We start from the raw sequence: 14,365 nt of genomic DNA, 5'->3' as shown, positions 1-14,365 counted from the left end.
CCGGCGGCCCGCACCAGTGACACGCCTCGTGACACACCGAGTGACACCCCCGAGGAGGACGGCATGACCGAGCCCGTCATCACCCTGCGCGGCGTCCGCGCCGAGCTGGGCTCGCGCCCCGTCCTGCGCGGCATCGACCTCACCGTGCACCGCGGCGAGGTCGTCGCCCTGCTCGGCGCCAACGGCTCCGGCAAGTCGACGGCGGTGCGCAGCATCATCGGCCAGGTGCCGGTCCTCTCCGGCGAGATCGAGCTGTTCGGCACCCCGCGGCGCCGCTTCCGCGACTGGGCGCGCGTCGGCTACGTTCCGCAGCGCACCACCGCGGCCGGCGGGGTCCCGGCGACGGTCGGCGAGGTGGTCGCCTCCGGCCGCCTGGCCCGCACCCGCTTCGGCCTCTTCCGCAGCGCCGACCGCGCCGCCGTGCGGCGCGCCCTGGAGCAGGTCGGCATGGCGGACCGCGTCAAGGACCCGGTGGACGCGCTCTCCGGCGGTCAGCACCAGCGCGTGCTGATCGCCCGCGCGCTCGCCGCCGCCCCCGAACTGCTGATCATGGACGAGCCGATGGCCGGCGTGGACCTGGCCAGCCAGGAGGTGCTCGCCGAGACCCTGCGCAGCCAGGTCGCCGACGGCGCGACCGTGCTGCTGGTGCTGCACGAACTGGGCCCGCTGGAGCCGCTGATCGACCGGGCGGTCGTGCTGCGCGACGGCTGCGTGGTGCACGACGGCCCGCCGCCGAAGGCGGTCGGCCAGCACGCGCTGCCCGGCCACGACCATGTCCACCCGCACGCGCCCGCGGGTGCCGAACCGATCCGTACGGGGCTGCTGAGCTGATGGAGATCCTGAACTACGCCTTCATGCAGCGCGCGCTGCTCGCGGCGGTGCTGGTCGGCATCACCGCCCCCGCGGTCGGCATCTACCTGGTGCAGCGCCGCCAGGCCCTGATGGGCGACGGCATCGGGCATGTGGCGATGACCGGTGTGGGCCTCGGCTTCCTGCTGTCCTGGTCGCCCGTCTGGATGGCCACCCTGGTGTCCGTCCTCGGCGCGGTCCTGATGGAGCTGATCCGCTGGTACGGCCGCACCCGCGGCGACATCGCCCTCGCCATGCTGTTCTACGGCGGCATGGCGGGCGGCGTGATGTTCATCAACCTCGCCCCGGGCGGCTCCAACGCCAACCTCACCTCGTTCCTCTTCGGCTCGCTCTCCACGGTCTCGCAGTCCGACGTGACCGCGATCTGCCTGCTCGCCGCCTTCGTGGTGCTGGTCACCGTGGGGCTGCGCCGCCAGCTGTTCGCGGTGAGCCAGGACGAGGAGTTCGCGCGGGTGACCGGCCTGCCGGTGCGGCTGCTGAACCTGCTCACGGCCGTCACGGCGGCGGTGACGGTGACGGTGGCGATGCGGGTGGTGGGCCTGCTGCTGGTCTCCGCGCTGATGGTCGTCCCGGTGGCCGCGGCCCAGCAGCTCAGCCGCAGCTTCGCGGCCACCTTCGCCATCGCCGTCGCGATCGGCGTGAGCGTCTCCCTCGGCGGCACGGTCACCTCGTACTACCAGGACGTGCCGCCCGGCGCGACGATCGTGCTGCTGACCATCGGCGCGTTCATCGCACTGACCGCGCTGGCCGCGCCGCTGGCCCGCCGCCGCGCCCGGGCCGCCCTGGCCGCGGCCCACCCCTCGGGGGACCCCACGGAGTGTGCCATTCCGGCCACCCGGAGGTCCGGGGACGAGGCCGGCGTCTGAGCGACGCCTGCCCCGCCCCTGCCCGGGCTGGCAGAATGGCGCGGGCATGGCCCGGACAGTACGGAGGAGGCAACGGTGACGACCGCAGGACCGCCCGTGAAGGGCCGCGCCACCCGGCAGCGTGCCGCAGTGGCGGCCGCCCTCCAGGAGGTCGACGAGTTCCGCAGCGCGCAGGAACTCCACGACATGCTCAAGCACAAGGGCGACTCCGTCGGTCTCACCACGGTCTACCGCACCCTGCAGTCCCTCGCCGACGCCGGTGAGGTGGACGTCCTGCGCACCGCCGACGGCGAGTCCGTCTACCGCCGCTGCTCCACCGGCGAGCACCATCACCACCTGGTTTGCCGGAACTGCGGAAAGGCCGTGGAGGTGGAGGGCCCCGCCGTGGAGAAGTGGGCGGAGGCCGTGGCGGCGGAGCACGGCTATGTGAACGTGGCCCACACGGTGGAGATCTTCGGCACCTGCGCGGAGTGCGCCGCCGCCGAGGACTGACCGTCGCGGAGGACCGGCCGCACCGCACCGGGAACCGGACACCTCTGTCCCGTTCCTCGCCTACGTGCCCTGCTGCCGTTTCTCCAGCGGCACGAGCATCGCGAACACCGCGACGATCACCACCAGCACGGCGATCACCAGCAGCGCCCAACCGGTACCCAGCGGCACCAGCAGCAGGGTGGACAGCGCCCCGCCCAGGAAGATGCCCACCACGGTCGCCGTCCACCGCGTCCGCGCCAGCCGCTGCAGGGGCGAGGCCCCGCGCAGCAGGCCGGCGGGCCGGTTCAGCACGTCGTTGACGAGTTCGGCGATCGCGGTCTGGCTCAGCAGGGTCGGCATCCCCGGCACCCGCATGCGCAGCGCGGTGGACGCGCGCACACCCATCGCCAGCGACACCAGCCCGATGCCGAAGAAGTCGGAGGTGTCACCGACCGGGCCCGTGCCGTGCCGCAGCAGCACCACCGCGCCCCCGCCGGCCAGCAGCAGCGCCTCCCCCGTCAGCCCGACCGGGAACCAGGGACGCCCCCGGTCGGCGAGCCGCTTCAGCACCACGCCCGAGACGGCCGCCCCGAGCACGAAACCGGCGATCGTCGTCGCGGGCCGCGCCACCGGCACGTCGCCCTCCCCCGCCAGCGCGAACGCCAGGAAGAGCACATTGCCGGTCGCCAGCGCACAGAAGACGTGCCCCATGGTCAGGAAGCTGATGGCGTCGACGGCGCCCGCCAGCACGGTGAGCAGGCCCATGACGGCCGTCCGCCGGTAATCGCTCGCGGAGACAGCAGAAGCGTCGGACATGCCGCCAGTGTGGGCAGCGCCGCGCGTGTCACCCCGCAGCCCGCCCCGGACACGCGGCCGGAGCCTACGCGTGGGCTATACGGGACACCGGACACCCCGCGCTCCGGGGCCCTCCCCCTGCCCCGGCCGCGGCTACTGCGACTGCCGGCCCTCCATGGCCAGCAGCTCCTCGTTCGGGATGGCGCCGCCGAACCGGCGGTCGCGGGAGGCGAACTCCACACACGCCCGCCACAGGTCGCGCCGGTCGAAGTCCGGCCACAGCACGTCCTGGAACACCAGCTCGGCATAAGCGCTCTGCCACAGCAGGTAGTTGGAGGTGCGCTGCTCACCGCTGGGCCGCAGGAAGAGATCCACATCCGGCATGTCCGGGTAGTACAGGTACTTCGCGAAGGTCCGCTCCGTCACCTTCGACGGGTCCAGCCGTCCCGCCCGCACGTCCTCCGCGAGCGCCTTCGCCGCGTCCGCGATCTCCGCGCGCCCGCCGTAGTTCATGCAGAAGTACAGCGTCATCCGGTCGTTGTCCTTGGTCTGCTCCTGGGCGACCTGGAGCTCCTTGGCGACCGACTTCCACAGCTTGGGCATCCGCCCCACCCAGCGCACCTGGATCCCCAGCTCGTCCAGCTGGTCCCGGGTCTTGCGGATGAAGTCGCGGTTGAAGTTCATCAGGAAGCGCACCTCTTCCGGCGAGCGCTTCCAGTTCTCGGTGGAGAAGGCGTACAGGGAGATCGCGCCGATGCCCATCTCGATGCCGCCCTGCAGCACGTCCAGCACCCGCTCGGCGCCGACCTTGTGCCCCTCCGTGCGCGGCAGCCCGCGCTCCTTGGCCCAGCGCCCGTTGCCGTCCATGACGATCGCCACATGGTTCGGGACCAGCTCGCCGGGGAGCTTCGGCGGCCGCGCGCCGGACGGGTGCGGTTCCGGCGTCCTGTACTCCCGGCGCTGGCGCCCCAGGAAGTCGCGTACGGCCATGTGTCTCTCGTCTCCTCACGGCTGTGGTGATGTCTGTGGCTGTCGCCCGGCGGTGTGCGTGCGCCGCCGGACGGCTGCTGCGGCTACTTCTCGACGTACCGGAGCGAGCGCAGCCCCCGCTCCAGATGCCAGTGCAGGTAGGCGGAGACCAGCCCGCTGCCCTCCCGCACATACCGCGGCTCGCACGCGTCCGCGGTCTCCCAGTCTCCCGTGAGCAGTGCGCCGAGGAGTTCCAGGGTCTGGGGCGAGGGTACGACGCTGCCGGGCACCCGGCAGTCGGCGCAGAGGGATCCGCCGGAGGCGACCGAGAAGAACCGGTTCGGACCGGGCATACCGCACTTCGCGCAGTCGCCGAAGCTGGGGGCGTAGCCGTTGACGGCGAGCGAGCGCAGCAGGAAGGCGTCGAGGACGAGGGCGGGAGCGTGCTCGCCGCGGGCGAGCGTGCGCAGGGCGCCGACCAGCAGCAGATACTGCTGCACCGCCGGCTCGCCCTCGTGGTCGGTGAACCGCTCGGCGGTCTCCAGCATGGCCGTCCCGGCGGTGTAGCGGGCGTAGTCGCTGACGATCCCGGCGCCGTAGGGCGCGATCGTCTCGCTCTGGGTGCACAGCGGCAGGCCCCGCCCGACCAGCTCGCTGCCCTTGGCGAAGAACTGCACATCCACGTGCGAGAACGGTTCGAGGCGTGCGCCGAACTTCGACTTCGTCCGGCGCACGCCCCTGGCCACGGCGCGTACGCGTCCGTGACCGCGTGTGAGCAAGGTGATGATCCGGTCCGCCTCACCCAGCTTCTGGGTGCGCAGCACGATGCCGTCGTCGCGGAACAGACTCATGGCACCCATTGTCGCCCACGTTCAGGGCACCTCACCGCGGCTGCGGGCATTGGCGTACGCGGTCGCCGCGCGCAGCCGCTCGGCCGGGGTCGCCTGCCGTACGGCTCTCGGGTCGGCGTCCCACTCCTTGCCGCCGCCGTACGGCCGGAGCTGGACATAGGGCCCCTGGTGGCCCATGACGATCCCGACCCGGTCGGTCCGGGTGTCGACCACGAAGGCTCCGAGCGGCGGCTTCACCGCACCACCGCCCCGGCGAGCCGGCGGTCGGTCTCCACCGGGCAGCGCCCCGAATCCACCAGCGGGCAGGGTGCCTCACGCGCGAGACTCACCGGGTCCAGACCGAGTGAGGGCAGAACAATTCCGGCCTTCGCGAGTGCTGCCCGCAATTCCTTCACCACTTCCTCCGCTTCTTCGGCGCAGAGCGCCGAGTGTCGTGCCGTCACGCTGATCCCCTCGCTATTCGAGTTTCACTCTTCTCACCCCCACGGTGGCGTTGCCCGCCTACACTCGGGAAGGGTTTGCGCACTACAACTGCGAGGCTGCGCAAAGAGATTGAGCAATGGCCAACGGTTCACGGCAGGCGGCGTGGGAGTTCTTCGGTGCGGAACCGAGGCGACGGCGCGAGGAAGCGGGGTTCACGCAGGTCGTGCCGGGGGCGCGGGTCTTTGTCTCCGGCGGTTGTACCGGCCAGTTCGAACAGGCGATTCGGAAACCACAATTGGATGTGGCCCAGCGGATCGGCGAGGTGCTGCAAACCGATGGCATTTTCGAGCGGCTGTGCAGGAAGCTGATTGATGACCGGCGGTATGCGGATTACTTCGCCAAGGCGGCGGAACCGGAAGCGCCGGCGATCAGTATCTCCGAGTTCGCTCCCGCGTTGGCGCCGGGTCTCTTGCAGACCCCCGAGTACGCGCGCGCAGTCACGTTGGCTATGAACCCGTGCACACCTGACGAAAGCATCGAGGAGAGGGTGTCTGGCCGAATCGAGCGGGCCCGGATCCTCAAAGACGCGACGCGCCCGACGTACTGGGGCATCCTCCACGAGAACGTGCTCCGCGTCCCGGTCGGCGGTCCCGAGGTGATGGCCGAGCAACGTGAGTACGTCGCGAGCTTGGCGCGGGATCGAGCAGTGGTGGTTCAGGTTCTGCCCTGTATGGCCGGGGCCTACGCCGTGATGACGGGATCATTGAAGCTCATGGAGTTCGAGGACACCCCGCCAACGGCCTGTACAGAAGCGGTGTATTCGGGACCCCTGCTCGACGATCCGGCCGTAGTGAAGCGCACGTACTCGGCATACGATCTGCTCAGAGCCGCCGCCCTCTCCCCTGAGGCGTCCCTGGGCCTGATCGAATCCGCCGCGAAGGACCACAGACGATGCGCGAGTGCGACCTGAGCAACGCTCACTGGCGCAAGAGCACCTGCAGCGACGGCAACGAAGGCGAATGCGTCGAAGTCGCCGGCGGAGTCGCCGGGGTCGCGCCCGTCCGGGACGGCAAGGTGACCGATGGTCCCGTGATCGTCGTCGGGTCGGCTGCGTGGACGGAGTTCATACGTACCGTGGGGGCCACCGGCGGCGCGACGCAACCCCGTTAGCAGTCACCGCCGGAGGCACCCGCACCCCTACGCGACCGCCGTGCCCTCCAGCTCGACCATCAGGTCGGGCAGGGACGCCGCGTCACTCCGAGTACCGTCATCGCCGGGGACACCCCGCCGCGCCCAGGCGGGACGCCAGTACCCCGTCGTGCTCGAAGAGCTGGTCCACATCGGCCGCTACGGGCCGGCCACCTGACCGTCTCTCACTACAAGGCCCTCGCAGTGACCGCCGTGCGCATCCGTGCCCGGTGATCGGTGGTGGCCAGCCGCAGGCCCAGCTCCACCAGGGTCCAGCCGAGCCGGGTGCGCACCGGGGCATGAGAGGGACGACGAGCCGCCACCGGGGCGGGACCGCGGAGTTGGGCGGTGCGGAGACGGTGCAGGACGAGGTGTGTCTCGGGCTCGGAGTGCATCACTGTGCTGCCTCTCGCTCCGTACGGGCGTCCTTGCGGACGGGGATGAGGTGGGTGTGCAGACGGACCTGCTCGGTGTCCGGCGTTCCCCCGGCGGGTGCCCGGTCGCGGTAGCTCTGCACGAGGTCGTGCATCTTCTCCCGGAGCTCGCACGCCAGTTCCGGGGTGAGGTCGAGTGTCCAGTCGCTCATGTCCCAGGCCCGCTGCCACTCCTCCGGCCAGTCGTCGCGGGTACCGAGCCAGGTGGCCAGCTCACGCGTGTGCAGCGCTGCCACCTCGTGCACGAACAGGTCCGCGGCACCGCGTACTTCGGGGTCGCTGTCCTCGAAGAGCCGGCCGTCGAAGAGCACGCCGTCATGGACCGCCCGCCACCATCGCTCGCGTCCCTTGCCCCGCTCCGGCACGTCCTCCACGAAGCCGTGCGCGGCGAGCTGACGCAGGTGATAGCTGGTGGCGCCGCTGGACTCGCCGAGTTTCGCGGCGAGCTGGGAGGCCGTCGCCGGGCCGCCCCGGCGCAGGGCGTTCAGCAGCTCCATGCGCAGGGGGTGGGCGAGACCCCGCAGGGAGCGGGCGTCGAGACTGCGGACCTCCTGCGGGTCCCGAGTATCTGCCATGACACGAGAGTAGAGATGCAAAGATTCCGTTGCAAGGATTTCTTTGCAACGGGTTCTTTGGAGCAGAGCCGTGCGGCGGTGCCCGCCGGTCGGCGGTCCACGGCGGGGCGCCGAGGGCCGCCGCCCGGACGCCTCCCGCCGCGCCGCTCGTCGGACCGGACGATGAACTGCCGATGGCTCCTTTGGCGTGACGTTTCACCGGTATCGCAACCGACGCGTCCCGCCCCGGCCTCCTCTCCAGCACAACCGACACCCCTGGGTGAGGAGACCGCCATGACCGCCTCCACGTTCGAGTACCGCGACGGCGACTACCTGCTGCCCCCGCCGAACCCGGCGGACCGCGTCGAACTGGACCTGGGCATCGACCCGCGCGACCGGCGCCGTCTGGAGCTGCACGCCGCCCTCACCGCCGCCGGCATCCCGCCGCGGCCCGAGGACCGTGAGGCCATCGACAGCCTCAGCGCGCTGCCCGGCAGCATCACGGCCACGGTTCAGCGCTGGCTGTACCACGCGCTGTGAACCACGGACGGCGGGCGGCCTGAGCGCGGCGCCGGGCCGGTCCGCTCAGCGCGAGCCCGGTGCCACCAGGCCAGACTCGTAGGCCACGATGACCAGTTGGGCCCGGTCCCGGGCGCCGAGCTTGCCCATCATGCGGCTGACGTGGGTCTTCGCGGTGAGCGGGCTCAGCCCCAGCGCCTCGGCGATCTCGGTGTTGTTCAGACCGCGTGCGACCAGGGTGAGGACCTCGCGCTCCCGGCAGGACAGGCACTCGGGGCCGGCCACGGCGACCGGCGGAGCGGGGTTGCGCAAGAAGCGCTCGATCAGGCGGGCCGTGGGGCCCGGTGAGAGCAGCGCGTCCCCGGCGGCGACCGTGCGGATGGCGTCGAGCAGGTCGGCGGGCCGGGTGTCCTTGACCAGGAATCCGGAGGCACCGGCGCGCAGCGCCTCCACGATGTTCTCGTCGGTGTCGTAGGTGGTGAGGATCAGGACCTTCACCCCGGCGAGGTCGTCGTCGGCGGCGATGCGGCGGGTCGCCTCGATGCCGTCCAGGTCGGGCATCCGGATGTCCATGACGACGAGGTCGGCCCGGCGGGCCCGGGTCAGTTCCACCGCCTCGCGGCCGGTGGCGGCCTGGCCGACGACCTCCATGCCGGGGGCCGACTCGACGAGCAGCGCGAAGGCCTCCCGGACGAGCGTCTGGTCGTCGGCGAGCAGCACACGGATGGTCATGAATGTCCTCGGTCCGGGTCGGCGGTCGGCAGGGGTGCCAGCGGCAGGGTCGCGGTGACCTGGAAGCCGCCGGTCTCGCGAGGCCCGGCCTCGAAGGTGCCCCCGATGCTGCGGGCGCGCTCGCGCATGCCCACCAGGCCGAATCCGTGCGGGCCGCCGGGCGCGGGGCCGGTGCCGTCGTCGGTGACGGACAGCCGCAGGGCGCCCTCCTCCTCGTGCAGGTCGACGCGGACGGACGGCTCGGGTCCCGCGTGCCGCACGGCGTTGGTCAAAGCCTCCTGCACGATGCGGTAGGCGGCGGCGCCGACGGCGGGCGGCACCGGGCCGATGCGTACGGACTGCTCGACCCGGGCGCCGGCCAGGCGGGCGGCCTCCACCAGGTCGGGCAGCCCGTCGAGGGAGGGCAGCGGATCGCGGCCCCCGGCGGAGGTGCCGGCCTCGCGGAGCACCTCCAGGGTGGTGCGCAGTTCGCCGCGGGCGGTGCGGCAGGTCTCGGCGATGTCGTCGAGGGCCTTGGCGACGGCGTCGCGGTCGAGGCGTTCCGGGTCGGCGGCCAGGACGTGCGCGGCGACCGAGGTCTGCACGCCGATCAGGGTGATGCTGTGGGCGAGCAGGTCGTGCAGGTCGCGGGCGATGCGCAGGCGTTCCTCGGCGACCCGGCGGCGGGCCTCCTCCTCGCGGGTGCGTTCGGCGCGTTCGGCGCGTTCCACGATGGAGGCCACGTAGTGCCGGTAGACGCGCATGTCGATGCCGGCGAACAGCACCACGACCACCCAGCCGGAGATGCGCAGCAGCTCGACGGCCTCATGGGCGTTGATCACCACCATGATGGTCAGCGGGATGGTGAGCACGATGCCGCCGGTGACGATCGCGCGCAGCGGGCGGCTGGTGGCGGCGACGGTGTAAAGAGCGACGTAGGCCGCCGGGGTGGGGGCGAGGTGGTTGAAGTCGAGGGCGTGGTAGGGGCCGATCAGGGCGACCACGGCGACGAGCACCAGCATCGGGCGGCGGCGCCGCCACGCCAGCGGTACCTGGGCGGCGAGCAGCAGCGTCCAGCCGAGCGCGTCGGGCCGGCGCCCCTCGTCGGTGAGCAGGGCCACCAGGATCGCGTGGGTGGCGGTGACCACGGCGAGCAGGGCGTCGTTGCGCACGGCGTGCGGGGCGGTCAGCGGGTCACGGTTGATGGCCGCGATGATCCGCTCGGCGAGGCGGGGACGCGGAGGCGGCGGCCCCGGTGCGGGGGCCGCGGTGGTCGTTTCCTGCACGGCGGTCACGGGTCCATCCTCGGGGACGAGGGCGCCCCTCCGGGAGGGAGGGGCGCCGGGAGCGGCCGGCGGTGTCGCCCGGCTATCACACCGGTTGCGCCGTTCGGCGGTCACACCGGTCGGGTCACCCGGCGATCGCACCGGTCGGGCCGCCCGGGCGTCACACCGGTTCCGGCTGCCGCCGCTGCTCCGCGGGCTCGGACGGGTGCGGGGCCCGGGAGAGGCGGCCCGGCCACCACATGCGGCGGCGCAGCAGCACGCTGGCGGTGGTGACCAGGTAGGTGCGCACCAGGAACGTGTCCAGCAGGACGCCGACGGCGATGACGAAGCCGAGCTCCACCAGCGGGACCAGCGGCAGGGTGGTCAGGACGGCGAAGGTCGCGGCGAGCACGATGCCCGCGGAGGCGATGACCCCGCCGGTGGTGCGCAGCGCGGTGAGCGCGGCGGCCTCCGGCTCGGCGCCCTTGACGGACTCCTCGCGCATCCGGTGCATCAGGAAGATGCCGTAGTCGACGCCGAGGGCGACCAGGAAGACGAAGGACAGCAGTCCGAGTCCGGGGTCGGTGCCCGCGAAGCCGAAGAGCGGCTCGAAGACCAGTCCGCCGATGCCGAGGGCCGCGCCCCAGACCGCCACGACCGCGGCGAGCAGCAGCAGCGGCGCGACCAGGCTGCGCAGCAGGGCGACCAGGATGACGAACACGGCGGCGAGCACCAGCGGCACGATCACCTTGCGGTCGCGGGCCTCGCTGGCGGCGAGGTCGAGCTGCTGGGCGCTGGGCCCGCCGACGTGGGCGCCGTCGTCGTCGAGTGCCGCACGCAGGGCCTCGATGGTCCTGGTCTCGCCGGCCGACTCCGGTGCGGCGGCGGGAAAGACGGCGATCTCGGTCCAGCCGCCGCCGCTGCGCCCGGCGGCCGCCTCGGCGACCCCGGTGGTTGCGCGGGCCTGCTCGAGCACCGTGTCCGCGCGGTCGGCGGGGGCCATCACCGTCACCGGACGGCTGCTGCGCTCCGGGTACTCCTCGGCGAGGGTGCGCATCGCGGCGATGGACTCGGGCCGGTCGGTGAAGGAGTCCTCCTGCTTCAGGTCGCCGGAGAGGTTGAACGTGCCGAGGGCGAGCACGCCGAGCAGCACGGCACCGCCGGTGAGGACGGCCGCGGGACGCCGGGCGGCCGAGGTGCCCATCAGGGCGAACAGCGAGCGGCGGGCCTTGGGCCGGCTGCCGTAGGCGGGGATCAGCGGCCAGAACACCCGGCGCCCGAGCAGGACCAGGACGGCGGGCAGCAGGGTCGTCATGGCGACCAGCGCCGCGAGCACGCCGACCATGCCGACCGGGCCCATGCCGCTGCTGGAGTTGAGGTCGGCGGCGAGCAGGCAGAGCAGTCCGGCGGCGACGGTGCCGGAGGAGGCGAGGATCGCCGGCCCGCAGCCGCGCAGGGCTGTGCGCATGGCGTCGTAGGGCCGCTCGTGGCGGCGGAGCTCCTCGCGGTAGCGGGAGACCAGCAGCAGCGCGTAGTCGGTGCCGGCGCCGAGGACGAGCACCGTCATGATGCCGCCGCTCTGCCCGGTGATGGTGACGTCGAACAGTTCGTGCAGCCCGTAGGCGGCGGCCATCGCCAGCGCCGCGGCGACGCCCGCGACGGCGAGCGGCACCAGCCACAGGAAGGGGCTGCGGTAGATCAGCACCAGCAGCACGGTGACCACGGCGAGGGTGGCCAGCAGCAGGGTGCCGTCGATGGTCTCGAACACCTTGCCCATGTCGGTGTTCAGGGCGCCCGCCCCGCCGACCTCGGCACTGAGCCCGCCGCCGCCCTCGGCGATCTCCCGCACCCCGTCGACGAAGGCGTCGCGGGCCTCCTCGTCCTGGCCGGGCTCGGTGGAGGAGACCGGGTACATCAGGGTGCTGCCGTCCTTCGAGGGGACACCCTGCGGCTCGTTCGCCAGCCGGTAGGTCTCCTTGATCTCGGCGATCTGCTCGCCCGCGACCCGCTTGTCCTGGCCCGTGAGTCCCCCGTCCCGGTGGTACACCACCACCAGTGCCGTGGCCTCACCGCCCGGCAGCTGGTCCTGGATGCGCGCCACCTGGGTGGAGTCGGCGCTGTCGGGCAGATAGTCGACGGCGCGGTTCTGCTGGGCGTCACTGAACTTGCCGGCGAGCGGCCCGAGCACCACGAGCGCGGCCAGCCACAGGCCGACCACCACCCACGGCAGCGCCCGCCGCCCCGGCGAAGCTGTCCTTCCGGCCCCCATGAACGGGACTCCCTCCGGTCCGGTGTCTGGAACATCTCCAGACTCCCGGCGCGCGGGGGCCGTTTCGTCGGGCGCGGGGCCGACTTCCCGGGTACTGCCGCGGGCGGCACGGGGGCGGGAGTACTCCCCGGGGAGTAACGGCGGCGACGGCGCTCCGCCGGACCTGCGCTCAGCCGCGTCGGCCTGCGCGGCCGCACGTGCTCACCGGCCCCGCTCGTCGGCCTCGCTGCTCCCGATGATCTCGGCGATCAGGCCCTCCACGAGGGTCTTGATCTTGTCGCGGATCGTACGCACGGCCTCGAGGCCCTGACCGGCGGGGTCGTCGACCTTCCAGTCGAGGTAGCGCTTGCCGGGGAAGACCGGGCAGGTGTCGCCGCAGCCCATGGTGATGCAGACGTCCGACTCGCGGACGGCGTCGCTGGTGAGAAGCCTCGGCGTCTGATGGGAGATGTCGATGCCGGCCTCCGCCATGGCCTGGACGGCGGCCGGGTTGACCCGGTCGCCGGGGGCGGAGCCGGCGGAGCGGACCTCGATGCGATCCCCGGCCAGATGAGTCAGCCACGCGGCGGCCATCTGGGAGCGGCCGGCGTTGTGTACGCAGACGAACAGGACGGAGGGCTTGCCGGCCACGCTGATCGCTCTTTCCGGTCGCAGGGCTCAGGCGGCGGCCGACGGGACCAGCAGCCTGCCCATCGCGGCCAGCACCGACGGCTCGACCCGGTAGTAGACCCAGGTCCCGCGCCGCTCCGAGGTGAGCAGTCCGGCTTCCTTGAGCTTCTTCAGGTGGTGGGACACCGTGGGCTGGGAGACGCCGACGTCGGAGATGTCGCACACACAGGCTTCGCCGCCCTCGTGCGAGGCCACCGCGGAGAACAGCCGGAGCCGGACGGGGTCACCCAGCGCCTTGAACATCCGCGCGGCCGTCTCGGCCTCCTCTGCGGTCATCGGCCGCTCGGTCAGCGGCGGGCAGCACGGCGTCACGCCCTGGTCGGCGGCGGGCCCGAGCAGCGGCAGCACCTCGGCATTCGACATACGTCTATGTTGACACATGTCGAACCAGCTACGGGAGACCGCGTGTTCCCTCACTGCTGCGCGAGGCTCCCTTCACCGGCCCGCAAGGTAGGCAGCAAGGTGCCGGGCCACGCGGCCTGCGTCCCGCCCCACGCCGCGCAGCGAGTTCGACGACAGGCTGCGCTGCCACTCCAGCCCGGTGAACGCCAGACCCGGAACGCCGACGGCGATGCCCTCGCGGTGCCGGGGGTTCCCCTCGGCGTCGAGCGCGCCGTCCAGGTCGGCCAAGTAGGGCAGGTCTGGGCGGTAACCGGTGGCCAGCACGATCGCGTCGACCTTCTCCCGCCGCCCGTCCGGCCAGCGGAGTTCGGACCCGTCGGCCTCCGTGAACAGCGGCCGCCGGTCGGGCCGTCCGGCGGCCAGTGCGGCCCGGTAACGGCCGTCGTCCAGGACCGGCTGGGTGGGCGGGCGCGACAGGAACCGGCCGAGCGGGGCGCTGTCCAAGCCGGTACGGGCCAGCCAGAAGTGCAGGTCACGACCAAGGATGCGCTGCGGGGCGAACCTCACCGGTGCGCGGGTGGCGAGCGTGACGCGCGCCGTCCCGGCGAGCTCGGCGGCGATCTGGACCGCAGAGTTCCCGGCCCCGACCACGACCACCCGGCGGCCTGTGAACGGAGCCGGACGGCGATAGTCGGCGGCGTGCAGCACCTCGCCCTCGAACTCCTCCAGGCCGGGCAGCGCGGGCCGGTGCGGGCGCCCGAACGCGCCTGAGGCGGCCACGACGGCCCGTGCGCTCAGCCGCTCGCCCCCCTGAAGTTCCAGCGTGAAGGTGTCGCCCGTGCGGTGGACGGCACCGACTCGGCAGCCGGTGCGGATGTCCGCATCCAGGCGTTCGGCGTAGGCGGTGAGGTAGGCGACGACCTCGTCCCGGCGCGGATATCGGTCGCGGTCGGCTCCGGGGAACGGCATCCCGGGCAGTGAGCTGTAGCGGGCCGGCGAGAACAGCGTGAGGCTGTCATAGTAGCGCGGCCACGACCCGGCCGCCCGGCCGGACGCCTCCAGCACCACCGGCCGCAGCCTCCGCCGCAGCAGCGCATGCGCCGTGGCGAGCCCGGACTGGCCGCCACCGATCACCACCACATCACGCTGCTCCATCAGCAATCCCCTCC

At 72.5% G+C, this 14,365-nt stretch carries 18 protein-coding genes; 6 read left to right on the top strand and 12 right to left on the bottom strand.

Going from position 1 to position 14,365, the window contains the following annotated elements; genetic code table 11:
• The first annotated feature begins 63 nt into the window (after window positions 1–63).
• The 3 genes from HCJ93_RS16550 to HCJ93_RS16540 all read left to right on the top strand — a co-directional run bounded on the left by HCJ93_RS16550 (window position 64) and on the right by HCJ93_RS16540 (window position 2,228).
• Window positions 64–831 carry a metal ABC transporter ATP-binding protein gene (locus HCJ93_RS16550; RefSeq protein ID WP_167996487.1) on the top strand — a complete coding sequence of 256 codons (768 nt, stop codon included), beginning with the start codon at window positions 64–66 and terminating at the stop codon, window positions 829–831.
• Window positions 831–1,736: a metal ABC transporter permease gene (locus tag HCJ93_RS16545; protein ID WP_167996486.1), complete on the top strand. Its 906-nt coding sequence runs from the start codon at window positions 831–833 to the stop codon at window positions 1,734–1,736. Before HCJ93_RS16550 ends, HCJ93_RS16545 begins: the two co-directional genes overlap by 1 nt.
• A 75-nt stretch (window positions 1,737–1,811) precedes the next feature.
• Window positions 1,812–2,228 (top strand): Fur family transcriptional regulator, encoded by a 417-nt coding sequence (locus HCJ93_RS16540; protein WP_167996485.1) that lies wholly within the window; start codon window positions 1,812–1,814, stop codon window positions 2,226–2,228.
• A gap of 60 nt (window positions 2,229–2,288) precedes the next feature.
• Here the strand turns inward: HCJ93_RS16540 and HCJ93_RS16535 are convergent, their stop codons facing one another.
• The 5 genes from HCJ93_RS16535 to HCJ93_RS16515 all read right to left on the bottom strand — a co-directional run bounded on the left by HCJ93_RS16535 (window position 2,289) and on the right by HCJ93_RS16515 (window position 5,265).
• Window positions 2,289–3,023, bottom strand: coding sequence for a YoaK family protein (locus tag HCJ93_RS16535; RefSeq protein WP_167996484.1), 735 nt, complete (start codon window positions 3,021–3,023; stop codon window positions 2,289–2,291).
• Between the two features lie 132 nt (window positions 3,024–3,155).
• Entirely contained in the window at window positions 3,156–3,992 is an 837-nt protein-coding gene (locus HCJ93_RS16530) for an isoprenyl transferase (protein ID WP_167996483.1), read from the bottom strand.
• A gap of 83 nt (window positions 3,993–4,075) precedes the next feature.
• Window positions 4,076–4,822: a DNA repair protein RecO gene (gene recO, locus HCJ93_RS16525; protein ID WP_167996482.1), complete on the bottom strand. Its 747-nt coding sequence runs from the start codon at window positions 4,820–4,822 to the stop codon at window positions 4,076–4,078.
• A 21-nt stretch (window positions 4,823–4,843) separates the two neighbouring features.
• Window positions 4,844–5,059 (bottom strand): hypothetical protein, encoded by a 216-nt coding sequence (locus tag HCJ93_RS16520; RefSeq protein ID WP_167996481.1) that lies wholly within the window; start codon window positions 5,057–5,059, stop codon window positions 4,844–4,846.
• Window positions 5,056–5,265, bottom strand: coding sequence for a hypothetical protein (locus HCJ93_RS16515; protein WP_167996480.1), 210 nt, complete (start codon window positions 5,263–5,265; stop codon window positions 5,056–5,058). The genes HCJ93_RS16520 and HCJ93_RS16515 overlap by 4 nt, the downstream gene beginning before the upstream one ends.
• Before the next feature lie 116 nt (window positions 5,266–5,381).
• On the opposite strand from HCJ93_RS16515, the gene HCJ93_RS16510 reads away from it, so the two are divergent.
• The gene (locus HCJ93_RS16510) at window positions 5,382–6,215 is read left to right on the top strand and encodes a DUF5753 domain-containing protein (protein ID WP_167996479.1); all 834 of its coding nucleotides are present in this window, start codon (window positions 5,382–5,384) and stop codon (window positions 6,213–6,215) included.
• Complete coding sequence (locus HCJ93_RS16505) at window positions 6,197–6,415, top strand: DUF397 domain-containing protein (RefSeq protein ID WP_167996478.1); 219 nt, start codon at window positions 6,197–6,199, stop codon at window positions 6,413–6,415. The genes HCJ93_RS16510 and HCJ93_RS16505 overlap by 19 nt, the downstream gene beginning before the upstream one ends.
• Before the next feature lie 412 nt (window positions 6,416–6,827).
• On the opposite strand, the gene HCJ93_RS16495 is transcribed toward HCJ93_RS16505, so the two are convergent.
• The gene (locus tag HCJ93_RS16495; RefSeq protein WP_167996476.1) at window positions 6,828–7,442 is read right to left on the bottom strand and encodes an ArsR/SmtB family transcription factor; all 615 of its coding nucleotides are present in this window, start codon (window positions 7,440–7,442) and stop codon (window positions 6,828–6,830) included.
• 273 nt (window positions 7,443–7,715) lie between these two features.
• Between HCJ93_RS16495 and HCJ93_RS16490 the strand changes: the two genes are divergently transcribed.
• A complete protein-coding gene (locus HCJ93_RS16490) occupies window positions 7,716–7,961 on the top strand; it encodes a hypothetical protein (protein ID WP_167996475.1) in 246 nt (81 codons plus the stop codon).
• Between the two features lie 45 nt (window positions 7,962–8,006).
• Here HCJ93_RS16490 and HCJ93_RS16485 read toward each other — a convergent pair whose 3' ends face one another.
• The 6 genes from HCJ93_RS16485 to HCJ93_RS16460 all read right to left on the bottom strand — a co-directional run bounded on the left by HCJ93_RS16485 (window position 8,007) and on the right by HCJ93_RS16460 (window position 14,351).
• Complete coding sequence (locus HCJ93_RS16485) at window positions 8,007–8,672, bottom strand: response regulator transcription factor (RefSeq protein WP_167996474.1); 666 nt, start codon at window positions 8,670–8,672, stop codon at window positions 8,007–8,009.
• A complete protein-coding gene (locus HCJ93_RS16480) occupies window positions 8,669–9,946 on the bottom strand; it encodes a sensor histidine kinase (RefSeq protein ID WP_309141422.1) in 1,278 nt (425 codons plus the stop codon). Before HCJ93_RS16480 ends, HCJ93_RS16485 begins: the two co-directional genes overlap by 4 nt.
• A 151-nt stretch (window positions 9,947–10,097) precedes the next feature.
• A complete protein-coding gene (locus HCJ93_RS16475) occupies window positions 10,098–12,185 on the bottom strand; it encodes an MMPL family transporter (RefSeq protein WP_167996472.1) in 2,088 nt (695 codons plus the stop codon).
• A 201-nt stretch (window positions 12,186–12,386) separates the two neighbouring features.
• The gene (locus tag HCJ93_RS16470; RefSeq protein ID WP_167996471.1) at window positions 12,387–12,815 is read right to left on the bottom strand and encodes an arsenate reductase ArsC; all 429 of its coding nucleotides are present in this window, start codon (window positions 12,813–12,815) and stop codon (window positions 12,387–12,389) included.
• Window positions 12,816–12,842: 27 nt separating this feature from the next.
• Window positions 12,843–13,217 (bottom strand): ArsR/SmtB family transcription factor, encoded by a 375-nt coding sequence (locus HCJ93_RS16465; protein WP_167996470.1) that lies wholly within the window; start codon window positions 13,215–13,217, stop codon window positions 12,843–12,845.
• A gap of 72 nt (window positions 13,218–13,289) precedes the next feature.
• On the bottom strand, window positions 13,290–14,351 hold the full coding sequence (locus HCJ93_RS16460) for a flavin-containing monooxygenase (RefSeq protein WP_167996469.1): 1,062 nt from the start codon (window positions 14,349–14,351) through the stop codon (window positions 13,290–13,292).
• Window positions 14,352–14,365 lie beyond the last annotated feature (14 nt).

It is taken from the genome of Streptomyces composti (assembly GCF_012034205.1).
GTDB lineage: Bacteria > Actinomycetota > Actinomycetes > Streptomycetales > Streptomycetaceae > Streptomyces > Streptomyces composti.
The sequence above is the reverse complement of the archived record's forward strand: the minus strand, read 5'-3'. Positions and strand labels throughout refer to the sequence as shown.

What these genes read in the sequence shown, in the direction of transcription:
- HCJ93_RS16465 (WP_167996470.1), bottom strand. Translation starts at nt 13,217, where the DNA reads ATGTCGAATGCCGAGGTGCTGCCGCTGCTCGGGCCCGCCGCCGACCAG.
- recO (WP_167996482.1), bottom strand. Translation starts at nt 4,822, where the DNA reads ATGAGTCTGTTCCGCGACGACGGCATCGTGCTGCGCACCCAGAAGCTG.
- HCJ93_RS16505 (WP_167996478.1), top strand. Translation starts at nt 6,197, where the DNA reads ATGCGCGAGTGCGACCTGAGCAACGCTCACTGGCGCAAGAGCACCTGC.
- HCJ93_RS16490 (WP_167996475.1), top strand. Translation starts at nt 7,716, where the DNA reads ATGACCGCCTCCACGTTCGAGTACCGCGACGGCGACTACCTGCTGCCC.
- HCJ93_RS16545 (WP_167996486.1), top strand. Translation starts at nt 831, where the DNA reads ATGGAGATCCTGAACTACGCCTTCATGCAGCGCGCGCTGCTCGCGGCG.
- HCJ93_RS16535 (WP_167996484.1), bottom strand. Translation starts at nt 3,023, where the DNA reads ATGTCCGACGCTTCTGCTGTCTCCGCGAGCGATTACCGGCGGACGGCC.
- HCJ93_RS16510 (WP_167996479.1), top strand. Translation starts at nt 5,382, where the DNA reads ATGGCCAACGGTTCACGGCAGGCGGCGTGGGAGTTCTTCGGTGCGGAA.
- HCJ93_RS16495 (WP_167996476.1), bottom strand. Translation starts at nt 7,442, where the DNA reads ATGGCAGATACTCGGGACCCGCAGGAGGTCCGCAGTCTCGACGCCCGC.
- HCJ93_RS16530 (WP_167996483.1), bottom strand. Translation starts at nt 3,992, where the DNA reads ATGGCCGTACGCGACTTCCTGGGGCGCCAGCGCCGGGAGTACAGGACG.
- HCJ93_RS16485 (WP_167996474.1), bottom strand. Translation starts at nt 8,672, where the DNA reads ATGACCATCCGTGTGCTGCTCGCCGACGACCAGACGCTCGTCCGGGAG.
- HCJ93_RS16475 (WP_167996472.1), bottom strand. Translation starts at nt 12,185, where the DNA reads ATGGGGGCCGGAAGGACAGCTTCGCCGGGGCGGCGGGCGCTGCCGTGG.
- HCJ93_RS16460 (WP_167996469.1), bottom strand. Translation starts at nt 14,351, where the DNA reads ATGGAGCAGCGTGATGTGGTGGTGATCGGTGGCGGCCAGTCCGGGCTC.
- HCJ93_RS16550 (WP_167996487.1), top strand. Translation starts at nt 64, where the DNA reads ATGACCGAGCCCGTCATCACCCTGCGCGGCGTCCGCGCCGAGCTGGGC.